We start from the raw sequence: 17,074 nt of genomic DNA, 5'->3' as shown, positions 1-17,074 counted from the left end.
GTTGTTCGGAAGAGGCGCAAATCGGCCCCAAACCCGCGAGGATGATGAATTGAACGTTGCCGAAAACGATTAACGCCACGTTACGGCCCCCCGATCGCCCGCACCGCCCTCCCTTGAGGAGGAGGGATGCATGGCTCGCTGGCGCCCGCGCGACTCAGCCCGGAGTCACGCCCAGCCAGGCGCCGGTCGGGAGCAGAGATGACCACAGCGGTCGACCGTGGTCAAAGCCAAGTTCATGCTTGAGGTTGGGCCTCAGGGCTGGCGCTGCGCCTGCGTCGCCTCGGCGGCGTGCGCGAAGCGGCGCCCGTCGGAGGCCAGGCCCAGGGCGGTCCTGACCCGCCCGTCATACCCGTAGAGATCCTCGCGACGCACCAGGCGGCCTGTTTCGTCCACACTCACGGTGAAGTAGGTGAGGTGGATCGGCAGGGTATGTTTGAACCGGATCGTGCGTTCGCCCTTGCCGATGAGCCCCCGCAGTCGCTTCTCGTCATATCCCTGGTCGCCGAGCACGAAGTCAGCCAACCGGAACGGGTTCTCGACGCGCACGCAGCCGTGGCTGAAGGCGCGCTTCTCGTTGGCGAACAGGCCGCGAGACGGGGTGTCGTGCAGGTAGACGGCGTGCTGGTTGGGGAACATGAACTTGATGAAGCCCAGGGCGTTGCGCTCGCCCGGCGGCTGCCTGACGAAGATGCGGTTGCCCTTGCGGATCACCTCGTAGCCCTGGCGGGCCGCATAGTTCGGATCCTGCGCCATCTTGGGCAGGAACTCGTTCTTGATGATGGACGGCGGCACGTACCACGACGGGTTGACGATGACGTATTCCATCATGTGCGAGAAGATCGGCGTCGGCGACGTGGCCTTGCCGACCACCACGCGCGTGCGGTGCACGACCTGTCCGTTCTCGTAGAGCCGCAGGGTGTATTCCGGCAGGTTCACCTCGATGTGGCGTTCGCCGAGGTCCTGGGGCAGCCAGCGCCAGCGCTCCATGTTCGCGATCACGTCGCCCATGCTCACATTCGACGAGCTCGAACGGATGCGGCCGGTCAGAAGATCGGCGGTGTGCTGGTCGAAGATGCCGGTGGCGCGCACGCGCCGGGCCCGCTGAAAGGCCTTCACCGCGGCGATCAACTCGTCGTCGTAGGCCTGGTCCGGCTTCGGATCCAGGGACAGCTTGGCGCGGATCAGGGGCACGCGCGGGTCTGTCGAGCCGTAGCGCAGGGGCGGGCCCTCGAACTCGTCCCGCTGCTGGTGCAGCGCGCCGGTGGACTCCCGCATCTCGTGCAGCTTGGCCTTGAGGGCCAGATAGCCCGGATGCGGCGGCTGGTAGGCGGCGAGCGCTTTGCCGGCGTCGGCCGCCTGCGCGAGCGCAGCGAGCACCTCCGCGGGTTCGGGCAGAGCCAGATCCGGCGTGATGAGATTGGAGAGCCGGCTCGGCTCGATGCGGGCGCCCCGGGCGTCGCGCGCATAGGCGACCGCCGCGGCCGAAAGCGAGAGGTCCGCCTCGGCGCGATCCGCCGGGCCCGCGTCGGCGGCGGGCAGGGCGGCCGGGTAGGAGGCGGGGTCGAGCGCGTCGTCCTCCGCCGTGGCGATCTGCGCCAAGACGGCCTTGGCGGCTGCTGTGGGCTGGCCATCGGCGAACCAGACGGGCTTGTCGTCGCGGCCGGCGTAGAATGCGGCCAGCGCCTCGCGCTCCTTCTTGGGCAGGCGCGCAACGGGCTTGCCGACCTTGGCGGCGCCCTCGGCGTAGGCCTTCAACGTGGCCCGCAGGGCGTCGGCCTCGACGGTGGAGAGGTCGGGCTTGGAAGCGTCGATCACCACCGTCACGGGCGGCAGATCGGGCGGCGGGATGTCCACGGCCGGACTGGCCGGCGCGGCGGCGACGGCGGGTGCGGCCGGCTCGGCGGGCTTCTCCGCAGCCTTCGGTTGCGCGGGAGCGGCGGGGGCCGCGGCCTCCTCCACGATCAGGGTGGAGGGCTCGTCTGGCAGAGGCACGACCACGTCGGCTGCCCCGACGGACGGCTTTTCAGAGGCAGCGACGGAATTCTCAGCAGCGGCCGGAGCGGGGGCTGCGGCGGGGTGCTGGGTCGCCGCCCCGGCCGTCATCGCCGCAGCGGCGTTCGCCGGTTCCGCGGGGGTGGCCGCGGGCGCCACCGTGGCCGCGGGGACCGGAGGTTCTTCCGCGCGCGCCAAAGACGCGGACGCCAACAACGCCAGCAGGGACACGCCGGCCATCGGCGCGCGCCAGGACAGTCCCCGCATGCCATTCTCCATTCGATTCACCATCGGGCGTCCCGACGAGAGCTTTGTCCTCGCACAAGCGGACAAGCACAAGCCTGAAAAGACCTCACAAACCCGTGTGCCAACGCTTCGTCCTTCTTTGTCGGCCGGTGTGTCCGGACAACATCGCGACGTCAGGCCGCAGCGTCTTCTGTATCCTCGCCAGAGTCGTCGAGGCCCAATTCTTTCAATTTCCGGTAGAGCGTAGACCGTCCGATGCCGAGCTTACGCGCCATCTCGGTCATGTGCGAGCGGTAGTGGCCCAACGCGAAGCGAATGGCTTCCTCCTCCAGGGAGGCGAGAGTGCGCACGTCGCCGTTCTCGTCGAGCAGGGAGACCCGACTGGGGTCGCGCAAGGCGACCAGCGGAGCCGGCGCAAAAGCCTCCTCGACCATGCGCGCGGATTGGAACTGGGGAACCGCCGCGGCGTAGGCGGGGGGTGTCGCAAGGGGGGGCGGAGCGGGGGGCGCGGGCGGGATCCTGGCCTCGAAGCCGTCCACCTGGGCGGCGATCTGCGGGAACTCGTCCACCGTGAGTTCGTCGCCGTCGCACAGCACCACGGCGCGGAACATCGTGTTTTCGAGCTGGCGCACGTTGCCCGGCCAGGAATAGCTGGACAGGAGCGCCACCGCCTCGGGGGAGACGCCGCGCAGGCGCTTGCCTTCCTCGGCCGCGATCCGCGCCATGAAGCGACGTGCGAGGTCCGGCACGTCCTCGCGGCGCGCGCGCAGAGGCGGGATCGTGATCGGGAACACGTTGAGGCGATAGAACAGGTCTTCGCGAAAGCGACCCTGCTTCACGGCCTCGATCAGGTTGGCGTTGGTGGCCGAGATCAGGCGCACGTCGACCTTCACGGTCTTGCGGCCGCCGACTGGGTCGACCTCGCCTTCCTGGATGGCGCGCAGCAGCTTGACCTGGGCATCCAGCGGCAGGTCCCCGACCTCGTCCAGGAACAGGGTGCCGCCGTTCGCCTCCACGAACTTGCCCACGTGGCGCTCGGTTGCGCCGGTGAAGGCCCCCTTCTCGTGGCCGAAGAGGATGGATTCGACGAGGTTGTCCGGGATGGCGCCGCAGTTCACCGTGACGAAAGGACGGCCGCGTCGCTCGGACGAGCCCTGGATGGCGCGGGCGAGGAGCTCCTTGCCGACGCCCGACTCGCCTTCCAGCAGGACCGGGATATTCGACTTCGCGGCCCGCTCGCCGAGCCGGATGACGCGCGCCATCTCGGGGCTGCGGGTCACCAGGTCCTTGAAGGTGAGGGCGCCCTGGGCGTGGCGGTTGATGCGCCGGATCTCGTCTTCCAGGGCCTCCGCCCTGAGGGCGTTCTTGATGGAGACCGCGAGACGCTCGGCCCCGACCGGCTTCACCACGAAGTCCGCCGCGCCGGCCCGCATGGCCGAGATCACGGTTTCAATGGAGCCGTTCGCCGTCTGGACGATGACCGGCACGGCCTTGCCGGCCTGGCGCAGGCGCGACAAAACGCCCATGCCGTCGAGGCCCGGCATCACCAGATCCAGCACCACGAGGTCGATCCCCTCGCCGTCGGGCCCGGTCAGGATTTCCAGCGCCTGTTCGCCCCGCTCGGCGATGCGGGTCATGTAACCCAGGCGGTTGATCATGCTGTCGAGAAGGCGGCGCTGAATGGGATCGTCGTCGACGATCAGGATCGTGTGGGTCATGGGCCGCCTTGGGTATGTGTCCCGTTTCGGCGCCATGGTGCGGGTTTCGGGTAAACGGCTCTTTAATGGGCCGAGCGGTTGCGCCGGCGTGGGGGCATTGTGGGAACCGCCAGGGGCGTCCTATGTGTTATCCATGCTCGTCCTCCCTGCCTGGTGAACCATGCCCTTGATCCGGTCCATTGCCTGCGCCCCTTCCGCCGCCCGCGACGCGGGGGCCACGCTGGGCGAGCTGCCCGAATGGGACCTGAGCGACCTTTACCCATCCATGGATTCGCCTGAGTTCGCGGCCGAGCTCAGCGAAGCGGAGGCGGACTGCAAGGCCTTCGCTGACGCCTACAGGGGCAAGCTCGAGGGCATCGTGTCCGGCCCGAACGCAGCGGAGGCCCTGAACGCGGCTGTCCAGCGCTATGAGCGCATCGAGGACCGGCTCGGGCGCGTGATCTCCTATGCGGGCCTGGTTTACGCGGGCGACACCACGGATCCGAAACGCGCCAAGTTCTACGGGGACGCCCAGGAGCGGCTGACTGCGGCTTCGTCGGACCTGCTGTTCTTCCAGCTGGAGCTGAACCGGCTGGACGACGCCCGGCTCGACGCCCTGGCTGCGCATCCGCCGCTGAGCCATTACCGGCCGTGGCTGGAGGACATCCGCAAGGAGAAGCCGTACCAGCTGGACGACAAGCTCGAGCAGCTCTTCCACGAGAAATCGGTCACGGGCCGGGCGGCCTGGAACCGCTTGTTCGACGAGACCATCTCGTCGCTGAAATTCCAGGTGGGCGACGAGGAACTGACGCTCGAGCCCACCCTCAACAAGCTGCAGGACGCCGACGGAGAGGTGAGGCGCACGGCGGCCGAGGCGCTGGCGAAGACGCTGGGCGCCAACCTGCGCATCTTCACGCTGATCACCAACACGCTCGCGAAGGACAAAGAGATCGCGGACCGCTGGCGCGGTTTCGAGGACGTGGCGGACAGCCGGCACCTCTCCAACCGCGTCGAGCGCGAAGTGGTGGACGCGCTTGTGTCCGCCGTGCGCGCCGCCTATCCGCGGCTGTCGCACCGCTACTACGCCCTCAAGTCCAAGTGGTTTGGCGTCGAGGCCCTGAACTTCTGGGATCGCAACGCGCCGCTGCCCAAGGTCGAGCAGCGGGTGATCGGCTGGACGGAAGCGCGCGACACCGTGCTCGACGCCTACAATGGTTTCTCGCCGGAAATGTCGGAAATCGCGCGGCGCTTCTTCGACGGGAGCTGGATCGACGCGCCCGTGCGGCCCGGCAAGGCGCCGGGCGCCTTCGCGCATCCCACGGTGCCGTCCGCGCACCCCTACGTGCTGCTGAACTACCAGGGCCGGCCGCGGGACGTGATGACGCTCGCCCATGAGCTGGGGCACGGCGTGCACCAGGTGCTGGCGGGGCCGAACGGCGCGCTGATGGCGCCGACCCCGCTCACGCTCGCCGAAACGGCGTCCGTCTTCGGCGAGATGCTCACCTTCCGGGCGCTCCTGGCCAAGACGACCGACAAGGCGGCGCGCAAGGCCATGCTCGCCGCCAAGGTCGAGGACATGATCAACACGGTGGTGCGGCAGATCGCGTTCTACACCTTCGAGCGCGACATCCACACGACGCGCGCGGCGGGCGAACTGACGGCCGAGCAGATCGGCGAGATGTGGATGAAGGTGCAGGCCGAGAGCCTCGGGCCGGCGATCCGGCTGGGCCCGGGATACGAGACCTTCTGGTCCTACATCCCGCATTTCATCCACTCGCCGTTCTACGTTTACGCCTACGCGTTCGGCGACTGCCTGGTGAACTCGCTCTACGGCGTCTACGAGAAGGCGGCGGACGGCTTCGCCGACCGCTACCTCGCCATGCTGGCGGCCGGCGGCACCAAGCACCACACGGAGCTCCTGGCCCCCTTCGGGCTCGACGCGCGCGACCCGGCCTTCTGGAGCATCGGGCTCGACCTGATCGACCGGATGATCACGGAGCTGGAGGGGATGGAGTAGGCCTGCGGCGACCTGCCTCGGGGCGCGGGCGGCCGAACCGCTCGGCCCGCGCCGTCGACACCTGCCCCTCGCCGCCCCATATCTGCGCCATGGCTGATCGAGACGACGAACGGAACCGCCTCTCCGCCCGGGCGGCGCGCTATGCGCGGGTGGGGGCGAATGTGGGTGGGGCGGCTGCGCGCATCGCGGGCGCGCGGCTGTTCGGTGGAGGGGACCGGCGCTCGGGCGCCCAGGCGCTCACGGAGGCGCTGGGCGGGCTGAAGGGGCCGCTGATGAAGGTCGCCCAGCTGATGGCGACCATCCCGGAAGTGCTGCCGCCGGAATACGCCGAAGAGCTTTCGAAGCTTCAGAGCGACGCTCCTCCGATGGGCCCAGCCTTTGTGAAGCGCCGCATGATGGCGGAGCTCGGGCCCGACTGGCAGGCGCGCTTCGGCTCGTTCGAGCTGCGCTCCGCGGCCGCCGCCTCGCTGGGGCAGGTGCACAAGGCCACGGCCAAGGACGGCTCCCCGCTCGCCTGCAAGCTGCAGTACCCCGACATGCAGTCCGCCGTGGAGGCGGACCTGCGGCAGCTCGACGTGCTGTTCGCCATTCACCGGCGCATGGACCCGGCCATCGACACCCGCGAGATCGCCAAGGAGATCGGCGCCCGGGTGCGCGAGGAGCTGGACTACCGCCGCGAAGCCAAGCACGCGGCGCTCTACGGGCTGATGCTCCAGGACGAGCCGCAGGTCCGCGTGCCGCATGTTTGGAGGGAGTTGTCGAGCGGCCGCCTGCTCACCCTTGACTGGCTCGAGGGCGAGAAGCTGCTGAGCTTCAAGCAGCACTCGCTGGAGGAGCGCAACCGCATCGCCACCGCCATGTTCAAGGCCTGGTGGTCGCCTTTCAGCCGCTTCGGGGTGATTCATGGGGATCCGCACCTCGGCAACTACACCGTGTTCTCGGGAGGCGGCGAGCCGCAGGGGATCAACCTGCTGGACTATGGCTGCATCCGCATCTTCCCGCCGCGCTTCGTGGGGGGCGTGGTGGACCTCTACCGCGGGCTGCTGGAAAACGACCCGGCCCGGGTGGTGCACGCCTACGAGGTGTGGGGCTTCAAAGGCCTCACCAAAGAGCTGATCGATATCCTGAACATCTGGGCGCGCTTCATCTACGGTCCGCTGCTGGATGACCGCGTGCGCACTATCGCGGACAAGGTCAGCCCGGCCCAGTATGGGCGGCGGGAGGCCTACACGGTGCACAAGGCGCTCAAGGAAAAGGGGCCGGTGCGGGTGCCGCAGGAGTTCGTATTCATGGATCGCGCCGCCATCGGGCTCGGCGGGGTGTTCCTCCACCTCGCGGCGGAGCTGAACTTCCATCGGCTGTTCGAGTCCGCGATGGTGGATTTCTCGCTCGAGGCGGTGGAGCGCCGGCAGGCCGAGGCGCTGGCGGCAGTCGGGTTGAGGGCGACGAGCTAGGTTGCGTCATCTCGGCCGGAGCCGCGGCGGGGAAGGAGAACCAGGACGACCTGGCGCCTCGCCCAGACGCCTGGATCCCCTTCCCGGCCTGCTTCGCAGGCCGCCGGGGATGACGGCGGACAAATTGAAAGCCTCAGTCTCTGCCCCCGGCAGCCCCTGGATTGCTTCGTCTCGGCGCTCCTCGCAAGGGCGGGCTCACTCCCGCACCAGGTCTCCCAGCAGGCTTGCGGCGACGGTCAGCTTCGAGATCGTCAGGCCGGAGCCAGCGATCGCTTCTACGGAGCGGATGATCCGCTCGACGGACGCGCCCCGTTTCGCCATCCAGGCGTCGACCGCGACGGCGCCTTCGGACGCCTCCGTCTGGGCGATCTCGCTGGTCAGGGCGCGATGGGCGGTCTCTATGCCGGCCAGTGCACGGTCGAGGGCGAGGCGGTCATAGTAGTCCGCGGCGGCTATTTCCTGCGCGGCCTGGGCCAGCTGCCCGAGGCGGAAACGGTTCGCGGCGGCGAAGTGAATGGCCGCAATGGCTTCGGCCGGGCGGCCGACCTTTTCGGACACCAGCACGATGTCCGGCGCTGCGGTGATGGCCGGCAGGGTTGCGAGGCGCTCGGCCAGTTCGGCCGGTACGCCCGCATGGGCGAGCTCCGCGGCCCGGCGACCCACGGCTTCGCGAGACGCAGGCTCCAAGGCCGTGTCGCGGGCCGCCTCCACTGCGGCCACCCCGGCGCGGAAGCGGCCGACGACGTCCTCCAGGGTGTGCTGGGTCCAGTCCACGTGGCGGATGAACCAGACCATGCGGGAGAGCAGCAGGTCCTGGACGCCCTTGTAGAGCCTGAGCTGCAACTCACCGGAGATCTCGCCGTCAAGGGCGTCGATCGCGCCGTTCAGGGAGATCAGGTCGAAGCTGTCACGCGTGGCCGCGTAGGCCGCCGCGATGGTGGGCGCGTCGGCGCCTGTCTGGTCCACGAGGCGGGTGACGACCGTTGCGCCGCCCCGGTTGACGATGGCGTTGGCCAACTGAGTGGCGATGATCTCGCGCCGCAGGCGATGCGTCTCGATTGCGTCGGGGAAGCGCGACACGAGGATCTTGGGGAAGTACCGCACCAGCTCGGTCGCCAGGTACGGATCATCCGGCACGCGGCTGTCGAGCAGCGCGTCATGAAGGGCGAGCTTGGCGTAGGCCAGGAGCACGGCCAGTTCGGGCCGGGTCAGCGTCTCGCCGCGGCGATCCATGTCGGCGAGGGTCATTTCGTCGGGCAGCAGCTCGACAGTGCGATCCAGCCGCCCGGAGGCTTCCAGGGTTTGCATGAGGCGGCGGGCGAAGCCGAAGTCCTCTCGGCCACGCGCCTGGGACAGCGAGAGCGAAAGGGTCTGCAGGTAGTTGTTGCGCAGCACGAGGCCGCCCACCTCGTCGGTCATTTCGGCGAGCAGCGCCTTGCGGTGCTCGGCGTCCAGGCGGCCGTCGCGCGCCGGCGTGGCCAGCGCGATCTTGATGTTCACCTCCACGTCGGAGGTGTTCACGCCGGCCGAGTTGTCGATGGCGTCCGTGTTGAGGCGTACGCCCTTGTGGGCCGCCTCGATGCGGCCAAGCTGGGTGACGCCGAGGTTCGCGCCTTCGCCGATCACCTTGGCGGCGACCTGCGCGCCGGTGATGCGGACGGCATCATTGGCGCGGTCGCCAACCTGCTCGTCTGTTTCAGCCGAGGAGCGCACATAGGTGCCGATGCCGCCGAACCAGAGCAGGTCCACGGGCGCCTTCAGGATGGCGCGCATCACCTCGGCCGGCGTCGCTTCCGCCTTGTCGAGGCCGAGGGTCGCCCTGATTTCGGGCGAGAGCGGGATCGCCTTCAGAGAGCGGGAGAACACGCCGCCGCCCTTCGAGATCAGGCTCTTGTCATAATCCTGCCAGGACGAGCGGGCGAGATCGAAGAGGCGCTGGCGCTCGGCGAAGGAACGCGCCGGATTCGGGTCGGGGTCGAGGAAAATGTCGCGGTGGTCGAACGCGGCCACCAACCTGATCTGCTCGGACAGCAGCATGCCGTTGCCGAACACGTCGCCGGACATGTCGCCCACGCCGACCACGGTGAACGGCGTCGACTGGATGTCCACGTCCATTTCGCGGAAGTGACGCTTCACGGCCTCCCAGGCGCCGCGGGCCGTGATGCCCATGCCCTTGTGGTCGTATCCCACCGAGCCACCCGACGCGAAGGCGTCGCCCAGCCAGTGGTGATGCTCCTCCGAGAGGGCGTTGGCGATGTCCGAAAAGGTCGCGGTGCCCTTGTCGGCCGCCACGACGAGGTAGGGATCGTCGCCATCGTGCCGCACGGTGTCAGCCGGCGGGACGATGTGATCGCCCTCGATGTTGTCGGTCAGGTCCAGCAGGGTCCCGACAAACTCCTTGTAGGCCGCGACCCCTTCCGCCATCCAGGCCTGCCGGTCGGAGGGCGGCGGCAGATGCTTGGGCACGAACCCGCCCTTGGCCCCCACGGGCACGATCACGGCGTTCTTGACCTGCTGGGCCTTCACAAGGCCCAGCACCTCGGTGCGGAAGTCCTGGCGCCGGTCGGACCAGCGCAGTCCGCCACGGGCCACCTTGCCGAAGCGCAGGTGGACGCCCTCCACCCGGGGCGAATGGACCGCGATTTCGTAGAGCGGCCGGGGGAGAGGCAGGCCCTCGATGCGCCGGCTCTCGAACTTGAACGCGATCGGGATGCGCGCCTTGCCGTCCGGCCCAAGCTGGAAAAAGGACGTGCGCACGGCGGCTTCGACCAGGTTCACGAAACTGCGCAGAATGCGGTCCTCGTCCAGGCTGTCGATGGCGGCGAGGCCGCTGTCGATCTCGCGGCGGATCGCATTCTGGCGATCGCCGCGCTCCTCGGCCGCCTCGGGACGCGGGTCGAAGCGGGCATAAAGAAAGTCGACGAGCAGGGCGGAGAGCCCGGCGTGCTTCGCCAGGGTGGTCCACATGTAGTCCTGGCTGAACGGGGCCCGGGCTTGCTGCAGATAGCGCGACAGCGTCCGAACGGCGGCGACATCCCGCCAGCCCAGGCCGGCCTCAAGGACGAGCGCATTGAAGCCGTCGGACTCGGCCAGGCCTCGGAACAAGGCCATCAGAGCAGCCTCGAGCTTCGGCCTCAGCGCCTCGATGTCGATCTCGCCGCCCTTGAAGCGCTCCAGCGCCATGTCGTGCAGCCAGATGCGGCCCGTCTCGGGCGCGCCCTCGGGCTCCACCCGATAGGTGCGCTCGTTGAGAACGCGGAACCCCATGTTCTCCAGCAGAGGCACGCGCTCGGAGAGCGGCAGAGGCTGGCCAAAGGCGAACACCTTGAGGTTCACCCGGGTCGGCTCCTCGCCTTCGCGCCGCTCGATCCGCACGGCCCGCGGGTGCGCGTCGTCCAGCTTTTCCAGCACCTGGATGTCCGCGATGGCCTGGGCGGGGCCGAAGGCCTCGCGATAGGCGGCCGAGAAGGCTCCCGCAAAGCGGGCCGCGGTTCCGCGCGCCCTGGCGCCCTCGTAGGCGTCCGACAAGGCGTCCGCGAGTTGGTCGCTCCAGGTGCGGACGACGCCCTGGACCGCCTCCTCGAGCGCGCCGCGCTCGATGACGGGAGTTTTCCCCTCGTCGCGGCCGATGATGTAGTGGGTGCGGGCGAGGGGACCCTCGGGATAGGCCGGGTAGGCGGCCGAGAGGCGGCCCTTGTAAAGGCTCGCGAGCAGGTGGCCGACCCGGTTGCGGACCTGGGTGTCGTAGCGCTCCTTGGGAATGTAGACGAGCACCGAGACGAAGCGGTCGAAGCGGTCGGGCCGGGACAGGACGCGCACGCGCGGGCGCTCGTAGAGCGCCATGATGTCGGTGGTGAAGCGCAGCAACTGGTCGACGCCGACCTGAAACAGCTCGTCGCGCGGGTAGCTTTCCAGCACGTTGCGCAGGGCGCGGCCGGAATGGCTGGCGGGATCGTAGCCCGCACGGCGGATGACCTGGGCGACCTTGTGCCGGACGTAGGGGATCGCCTGGGTGGTCTCCGTATAGGCCGACGACGTGAACAGGCCGACGATGCGCAGCTCGCCAGAGAGCAGGCCATCGGGCGTGAACAGCTTGACGCCGACATAGTCCAGGTGGACGCGCCGGTGGACGCGCGACTTCACGCTCGCCTTGGTGACGATCAGAGGCACGGGCTCCTTGAGGAAGGCCCGGATCTCCGGCGTGATGGCGACGAGTTCGCCGCCCCGGCGCAGCACTTTCACCGTAGGATCGGAGAGGATGCCCAGTCCGCTGCCCTCGACGGGATCGGCGGCCGTGTCGCCCTCGGGCATGCGGTATTCGCGAACCCCAAGCAGGGTGAAATTGTCTGCAGCGAGCCAGTCCAGGAGGGCGATCGCTTCGGCGATCTCGTCAGCCGGCAGCGGCGGCGGATTGCTGCGATACGCGTGAATCGCCTCGGCGATGCGCCCGCGCATGGCGGCCCAGTCGCGCACGGCCACGCGGACATCGGCGTAGACCTTGGCGAGCCCCTCGGCCAGGGCCTGGCGGGCCGCCTCGCCGTCCAGGCGGTCGAGGTGGACCTGGATCAGGCTCTCGCGCCGGGCGCCCGGCTGCCCGCCGGCCATGGCTTCGCCGGCGAAACGGACGAGACGTCCATCGGAATCGCGCTCGACGGCCACGATGGGATGCGCCACGAACCGAACGGCGAGCCCACGGTCGGAGAGCTCGGCCAGAGTCGAGTCCAGCAGGAAGGGCATGTTGTCGTTGAGGATCTCGACGACGGTGATGTCGCGCTCATGGCCGCCGATCTCGACCCGGCGGTCGGTGAAGCGGATGTCCTCGTGGCCTGACCGACGCGGGCTCGAGAGGTGCTCGAAGGCGCTCGCCGCAAAGGCGGCGAGATCGGGGGCGGAATAGAGCGCGAGGTCTTCGGCTGAAACACGCGCGAACAGCGCCTCGACGAAGCTTTCCGGAACGCGCCCCTGCCCCTCGGGCATGGCCTGGATGATGGCCAAAACCAGATCCTGGCGGCCTTCCCGGTCACGTTTCAGCATCGCTGCTTACCCCCGACCTCGCTGCGGCGTCGTTTGCGCCGTCCTCGTTGGGGTTATGCTAGGCCTACGATGGTTATGAAGCCATGACTGTTTTCGGCCTGGAAGGCGAAGAATATTTCGCCGAACAGGCCAAAGACGGGTGAAAAGCCGGCCCGGGGTCGTCCTTGCGAAGAGTGAAGCCACGAGGCTATCCAGGGCGCCGGGCGCCGCCCTGGATTGTTGCGCTGCGCTGGCGATGACGCTGGGTTCGCGATCTGACGCCGATATGCCCGGGACGATCCCGCGCATATTGGTGATTGGCGGATGCTTCGCTTGACCTCCCGCATGGGCGGGAGACGAGATCACGCAAGCGCGCTCTGCATCAGCCGCGTGAGCCGCTGGGCGAAGGCGGCCGCGTCGGCCGGGGGCTGGCCTTCCGCGGCGCGGGCCTGGTCCAGGAGAAGGTGGGCGGCGTCTTCCACCAGCGCCTTGTCGCCGCCCTCCTTGAGGCGGTTGGCCAGCTTCGCCACGAGGTCGTGGCGCGGGTTGACCTCCAGCACCGGCTTGGTGGCCTCCGCAAGCTTGCCATGGGCCGCGAGGAGGCGCTCCAGGCCGCGGTCCGGGCCGTGCTCGCCGGCCACCAGGCAGGCCGCGCTTTCTGCCAGCCGCGAGGACGGGCGCACATCCGACACGGCGTCGCCGAGCGTCTGCTTCACGAAGGCGAGCAGGGTCGCGACTTCGGGGCCGGTCTCCTTGTTCTCTGGCGCTGTCTCGCCTTCGGCGAGCGGAACCTTCTCGATGTCGGCTGCGCCCTGGGTGACCGACTTGAAGGGCTTGCCGTCGAAGCCCAGCGCGTTCTGGACCCAGAAGGCGTCCACCGGATCGGACAGCAGCAGCACCTCGATGCCGCGGGCGCGGAAGCCTTCAAGGTGCGGGCTCGCGGCCAACCGCTTGGCGTCATCGCCGACGAGGTACCAGATGTCGGTCTGGTTCTCGCGGAGTTCGGCGACGTAGGCCTTGAGCGAGCGACCGCCCTCCGGGTGCTTCGAGGTGGCGAAGCGGGCGATGCCGAACAGGGCGTCGCGGCGCTCATAGTCCTCGTAAAGGCCCTCCTTGATCACGGGCCCGAAGGCCTTCCAGACCGCAGCGAACTTCTCCGGGTCCTTGTCAGCGAGCTTCTCGAGTTCGGACAGGATCCGGTTGGTCACGCCCTTGCGGATGGCCGCCAGGATCGGGCTCTCCTGGATGGTCTCGCGCGACAGGTTCAGCGGCAGGTCGGCGCTGTCCACCACGCCGGAGACGAAGCGCAGGTAGCCGGGCAGGATCTCCAGTTCGTCGGAGATGAACATGCGCCGGACGTAGAGTTTCATGCGGCCCTTGCGCAGCGGATCGAACAGCGCCAGCGGCGGCGTGGAGGGCACGAAGGCGAGCACGTTGTACTCGTGCCGGCCCTCGGCGCGGTAATGGATGGTCAGCGCCGGGTCGTCGAACTGGGTGGCGACCGACTGGTAGAAAGACTTGTAGTCCTCGGCCGAGATCTCGCCTTTGGGCTTCGTCCAGATGGCGGCGCCGTCGGCGATGCGGCGCTTCTCGGCGCCGGGCTTCTCGACCAGGTCCACCGGCACCGGTACGGCGCTGCCGTGCTCGCGCACGATGCGCTCGACCGTATGGGGCTGGGCGTAGTTCTCGCTGCCCTCGGAGAGGTGCAGCACCACCTTCGTGCCGCGGGCCGGGGCGTCGCCTTCCGGGGCGGGTTCGATCGTGTAGGCGCCCTGGCCGTCGGAGGACCACTTCCAGGCCTCGGACGCGCCCGCCTTGCGGGTCAGCACGTCGACGCTGCGGGCCACCATGAAGGCGGAGTAGAAGCCGACGCCGAACTGGCCGATGAGGTTGGAGCTGGCGGCGTTGTCGCCGAGCTGTTCCAGGAAGGCGCGGGTGCCCGAGCGGGCGATGGTGCCGAGCGCCTCGACCAGGTCGTCATGGCTCATGCCGACGCCATTGTCGGCGACCGTCAGGGTCTTGGCGTCCGGGTCGCACGCGATCGTGACGCCGAGCTCCGTGTCGTCGCCCAGGAGCGCGTCGTCCTGCAGGGCGAGGGTGCGCAGCTTCTCGCAGGCGTCTGCGCCATTCGCGACCAGCTCGCGCAGGAAGATGTCCCGGTCCGAGTAGACCGAATGGACCATGAGGTGGAGCAGGCGGGAAACGTCGGCCTCGAAGGCGCGGCTCTCGCTCTTGGGGGCGTTTGTTTCAGGAGCAACGGCGTCTACCACGGGTCGCCTCTTGGTTCTGGCGGGACGCAGGCCCGCGCGGGATTTCCGGGTCGCGGCCGAAGCTCGGCCGCCGCGGCGGATATCGCGAGACGGTGAGCCGATTTCAAGTTCCCGGAGCGTCGATCCAAAAGAGAAGGGCCGCCTTTCGGCGGCCCTTAAGGACAGGGAACTGAAATGGTGGGCCCGAACCCCGTACGCCGGGGGGCTGGGGGGCTGATCGATCCGGACGAACCAGGTTCGGGCCCGAGGCAACGGAAATGGTTATCGTTGCTCATCGGGGCGGGCGATTGTTCGGTTCAAGGAATTTTTGTGGCGGACATCACGGCCGCCGCGTGTGGATATCAATCGGCGCCGCGGTGCGGCGAAGGCGGGCGTTTCGCGCCCTGGAGAACCGTGCCAGACTGCCCATATGACAGACCGGCGACACGGGCCGGCGCCAGGATGGAGGCGAGATGAGCGAGGCTGACCTCTCGGATCCGCAGACCGCATCGAGGACGCGCGAGGGCCCAGGGCCCGGCGTCCTCGGCTTCCCGGGTCCGATGCAGGTCGTGTTCGACAGGCACGAACTGCGAGCGCTTTTCGACACCTACGGCCGCAAGGTGGCCGAGGGCGAATGGCGGGATTACACGCTCGATTTCCTGAAGGACCGGGCGGTGTTCTGCGTGTATCGCAGGGCGAACGAATTTCCCCTCTACCGGATCGAGAAGAACCCCAAGCTGGCGCGCCGCCAGGGCGCCTACTCGGTGGTGGCGGCCAGCGGACACATCCTGAAGCGCGGGCACGACCTCGCGCGCGTGCTCAGCGTGCTGGAGAAGCCGCTGAAGCTGGTGGTGAGCTGAGGATTTTCCGGCCCCTGTCGATGCGAGTCGGTGGCGACGCAATTGAGCCGCGTGCGCCACGCCCCACTGGATTGCTTCGTCGCTGCGCTCCTCGCAATGACGGAGGCTAAGCTTCCGCGCTCTCCATCACGGGAACGCCTTCGGCGCCCGCGCCGAGGCGGCGCTGCATGATCACCTGATCCAGCCAGCGGCCGTGCTTGTAGCCGACGTCACGCACCACGCCGGCGTTCAGGAAGCCCAGCGAGCGGTGCAGGGCGATGGAGCCGGTCGAGGAGCTGTCGCCGATGACGCCCACCATCTGGCGGAAGCCCTGGCGTTCGCAGTGGGCGATCAGCGAGGACAGGAGCGCCCGGCCGACGCCGCGGCCCTGGACGTCCGGGGCGACGTAGATCGAATCCTCCACGGTGAACTGGTAGGCGGGGCGGGGACGGTACGGTCCCGCATAGGCGTATCCGACCACCCGGCCGTCCACCTCGGCCACCAGGTAGGGAAAGCCAGCCGACAGCAGCGCCTCCCGGCGGCGGGCCACCTCGGCCTGGTCGGGCGGATCGATCTCGAACGACGCCGTCCCGTTCAGCACGGCGTGCTCGTAGATCGCCGTGATCGCGGGCAGATCCTTGTCTTCGGATGGGCGGACGATGGCGGTCATGAAGGCGCTCGACGATACGGGGCGGCATCTTTGTGCCATCCCTTCACGACGTTCGAAAGCGGAGACCGTTGCAGCCCCCACGAAAAAGGCCCCGGGCGAACCCGGGGCCTCGTGCGGTTTCCGCTCACATGCGGATCAGTCGTTGTTGCGCTGGCCCATGAGCGAGAGCAGGAACTGGAACATGTTGATGAAGTCCAGGTACAGCGTCAGGGCGCCCATGAGCGAGGCCTTGCCCATCATCTCGGCGTCGCCCGCGACGTAGTCGTACTGCTCCTTCAAGCGCTGCGTGTCCCACGCCGTCAGGCCGGCGAAGATGCCCACGCCCAGGATGTTGATGACGAACTGCAGGCCGCTATTCTGCAGGAAGATGTTGACCAGGCCAGCGATGATGATGCCGAACAGGCCCATCACCAGGAACGAGCCCATGGCCGACAGGCTACGGCGCGTCGTGTAGCCGTACAGGGACAAGGCGCCGAACGAGGCCGCCGTGATGGCGAAGACCTGCACGACGCTGCCGACCCGGTACATCAGGAAGATCGACGACAGCGACAAGCCCATCACGGCCGCGAAGGCCAGGAATGTGCCCAGCAGCGAGCTGTAGCTCATGCGCTCGAAGCGCCAGGACAGCACGAGCACGAAGGCCAGCGGGGCGAAGATCACCACGTAGGCCAGCGGCGTCGAGAACAGCGCCCGGGCCATGCCGGTCGTGTACATGCCGAAGGCGACGAGCGCGGAGATGCCCAACGCCAGGGTCATGTGATTGTAGATGCCGAGCATGTAGGCGCGCAGGCCCTGGTCGTACTCGGCCACGCCAGCCCGGCCGGCGACCGGCCCGAACTGGGAATAGGCGTTGCGATCAAAGTTCGACATGTCGTCCTCTCAGCGAGCGGATTGCTT

9 protein-coding genes are annotated in these 17,074 nt (G+C 68.5%); 3 read left to right on the top strand and 6 right to left on the bottom strand.

Annotated features, from left to right (window positions below; genetic code table 11):
• Positions 1-252: 252 nt before the first annotated feature.
• Both SLNSH_RS01175 and SLNSH_RS01170 read right to left on the bottom strand, forming a co-directional pair.
• Positions 253-2,259 carry a L,D-transpeptidase family protein gene (locus SLNSH_RS01175; RefSeq protein ID WP_245421946.1) on the bottom strand — a complete coding sequence of 669 codons (2,007 nt, stop codon included), beginning with the start codon at positions 2,257-2,259 and terminating at the stop codon, positions 253-255.
• Between the two features lie 152 nt (positions 2,260-2,411).
• Positions 2,412-3,956, bottom strand: a complete 1,545-nt coding sequence (locus tag SLNSH_RS01170; RefSeq protein WP_106334803.1) for a sigma-54-dependent transcriptional regulator — start codon at positions 3,954-3,956, stop codon at positions 2,412-2,414.
• A 160-nt stretch (positions 3,957-4,116) separates the two neighbouring features.
• Between SLNSH_RS01170 and SLNSH_RS01165 the strand changes: the two genes are divergently transcribed.
• Both SLNSH_RS01165 and SLNSH_RS01160 read left to right on the top strand, forming a co-directional pair.
• Positions 4,117-5,952: a M3 family oligoendopeptidase gene (locus SLNSH_RS01165; protein ID WP_106334802.1), complete on the top strand. Its 1,836-nt coding sequence runs from the start codon at positions 4,117-4,119 to the stop codon at positions 5,950-5,952.
• A gap of 89 nt (positions 5,953-6,041) precedes the next feature.
• Entirely contained in the window at positions 6,042-7,406 is a 1,365-nt protein-coding gene (locus SLNSH_RS01160) for an ABC1 kinase family protein (RefSeq protein WP_106334801.1), read from the top strand.
• A 195-nt stretch (positions 7,407-7,601) separates the two neighbouring features.
• Here SLNSH_RS01160 and SLNSH_RS01155 read toward each other — a convergent pair whose 3' ends face one another.
• Both SLNSH_RS01155 and htpG read right to left on the bottom strand, forming a co-directional pair.
• Positions 7,602-12,440, bottom strand: coding sequence for an NAD-glutamate dehydrogenase (locus SLNSH_RS01155; RefSeq protein WP_106334800.1), 4,839 nt, complete (start codon positions 12,438-12,440; stop codon positions 7,602-7,604).
• A 341-nt stretch (positions 12,441-12,781) separates the two neighbouring features.
• On the bottom strand, positions 12,782-14,689 hold the full coding sequence (gene htpG, locus SLNSH_RS01150) for a molecular chaperone HtpG (RefSeq protein WP_245421944.1): 1,908 nt from the start codon (positions 14,687-14,689) through the stop codon (positions 12,782-12,784).
• A 452-nt stretch (positions 14,690-15,141) separates the two neighbouring features.
• On the opposite strand from htpG, the gene SLNSH_RS01145 reads away from it, so the two are divergent.
• Complete coding sequence (locus tag SLNSH_RS01145) at positions 15,142-15,528, top strand: DUF2794 domain-containing protein (protein ID WP_106334799.1); 387 nt, start codon at positions 15,142-15,144, stop codon at positions 15,526-15,528.
• A 106-nt stretch (positions 15,529-15,634) separates the two neighbouring features.
• Here SLNSH_RS01145 and SLNSH_RS01140 read toward each other — a convergent pair whose 3' ends face one another.
• A complete protein-coding gene (locus SLNSH_RS01140) occupies positions 15,635-16,177 on the bottom strand; it encodes a GNAT family N-acetyltransferase (protein ID WP_106334798.1) in 543 nt (180 codons plus the stop codon).
• 135 nt (positions 16,178-16,312) lie between these two features.
• A complete protein-coding gene (locus tag SLNSH_RS01135; protein ID WP_106334797.1) occupies positions 16,313-17,047 on the bottom strand; it encodes a Bax inhibitor-1/YccA family protein in 735 nt (244 codons plus the stop codon).
• Positions 17,048-17,074: the final 27 nt, after the last annotated feature.

Origin of the sequence: Alsobacter soli, from assembly GCF_003004785.1 — a bacterium.
Lineage (GTDB): Bacteria > Pseudomonadota > Alphaproteobacteria > Rhizobiales > Beijerinckiaceae > Alsobacter > Alsobacter soli.
The sequence above is the reverse complement of the archived record's forward strand: the minus strand, read 5'-3'. Positions and strand labels throughout refer to the sequence as shown.

What these genes read in the sequence shown, in the direction of transcription:
- SLNSH_RS01140 (WP_106334798.1), bottom strand. Translation starts at nt 16,177, where the DNA reads ATGACCGCCATCGTCCGCCCATCCGAAGACAAGGATCTGCCCGCGATC.
- SLNSH_RS01145 (WP_106334799.1), top strand. Translation starts at nt 15,142, where the DNA reads ATGAGCGAGGCTGACCTCTCGGATCCGCAGACCGCATCGAGGACGCGC.
- SLNSH_RS01170 (WP_106334803.1), bottom strand. Translation starts at nt 3,956, where the DNA reads ATGACCCACACGATCCTGATCGTCGACGACGATCCCATTCAGCGCCGC.
- SLNSH_RS01155 (WP_106334800.1), bottom strand. Translation starts at nt 12,440, where the DNA reads ATGCTGAAACGTGACCGGGAAGGCCGCCAGGATCTGGTTTTGGCCATC.
- SLNSH_RS01135 (WP_106334797.1), bottom strand. Translation starts at nt 17,047, where the DNA reads ATGTCGAACTTTGATCGCAACGCCTATTCCCAGTTCGGGCCGGTCGCC.
- SLNSH_RS01175 (WP_245421946.1), bottom strand. Translation starts at nt 2,259, where the DNA reads ATGCGGGGACTGTCCTGGCGCGCGCCGATGGCCGGCGTGTCCCTGCTG.
- SLNSH_RS01160 (WP_106334801.1), top strand. Translation starts at nt 6,042, where the DNA reads ATGGCTGATCGAGACGACGAACGGAACCGCCTCTCCGCCCGGGCGGCG.
- SLNSH_RS01165 (WP_106334802.1), top strand. Translation starts at nt 4,117, where the DNA reads ATGCCCTTGATCCGGTCCATTGCCTGCGCCCCTTCCGCCGCCCGCGAC.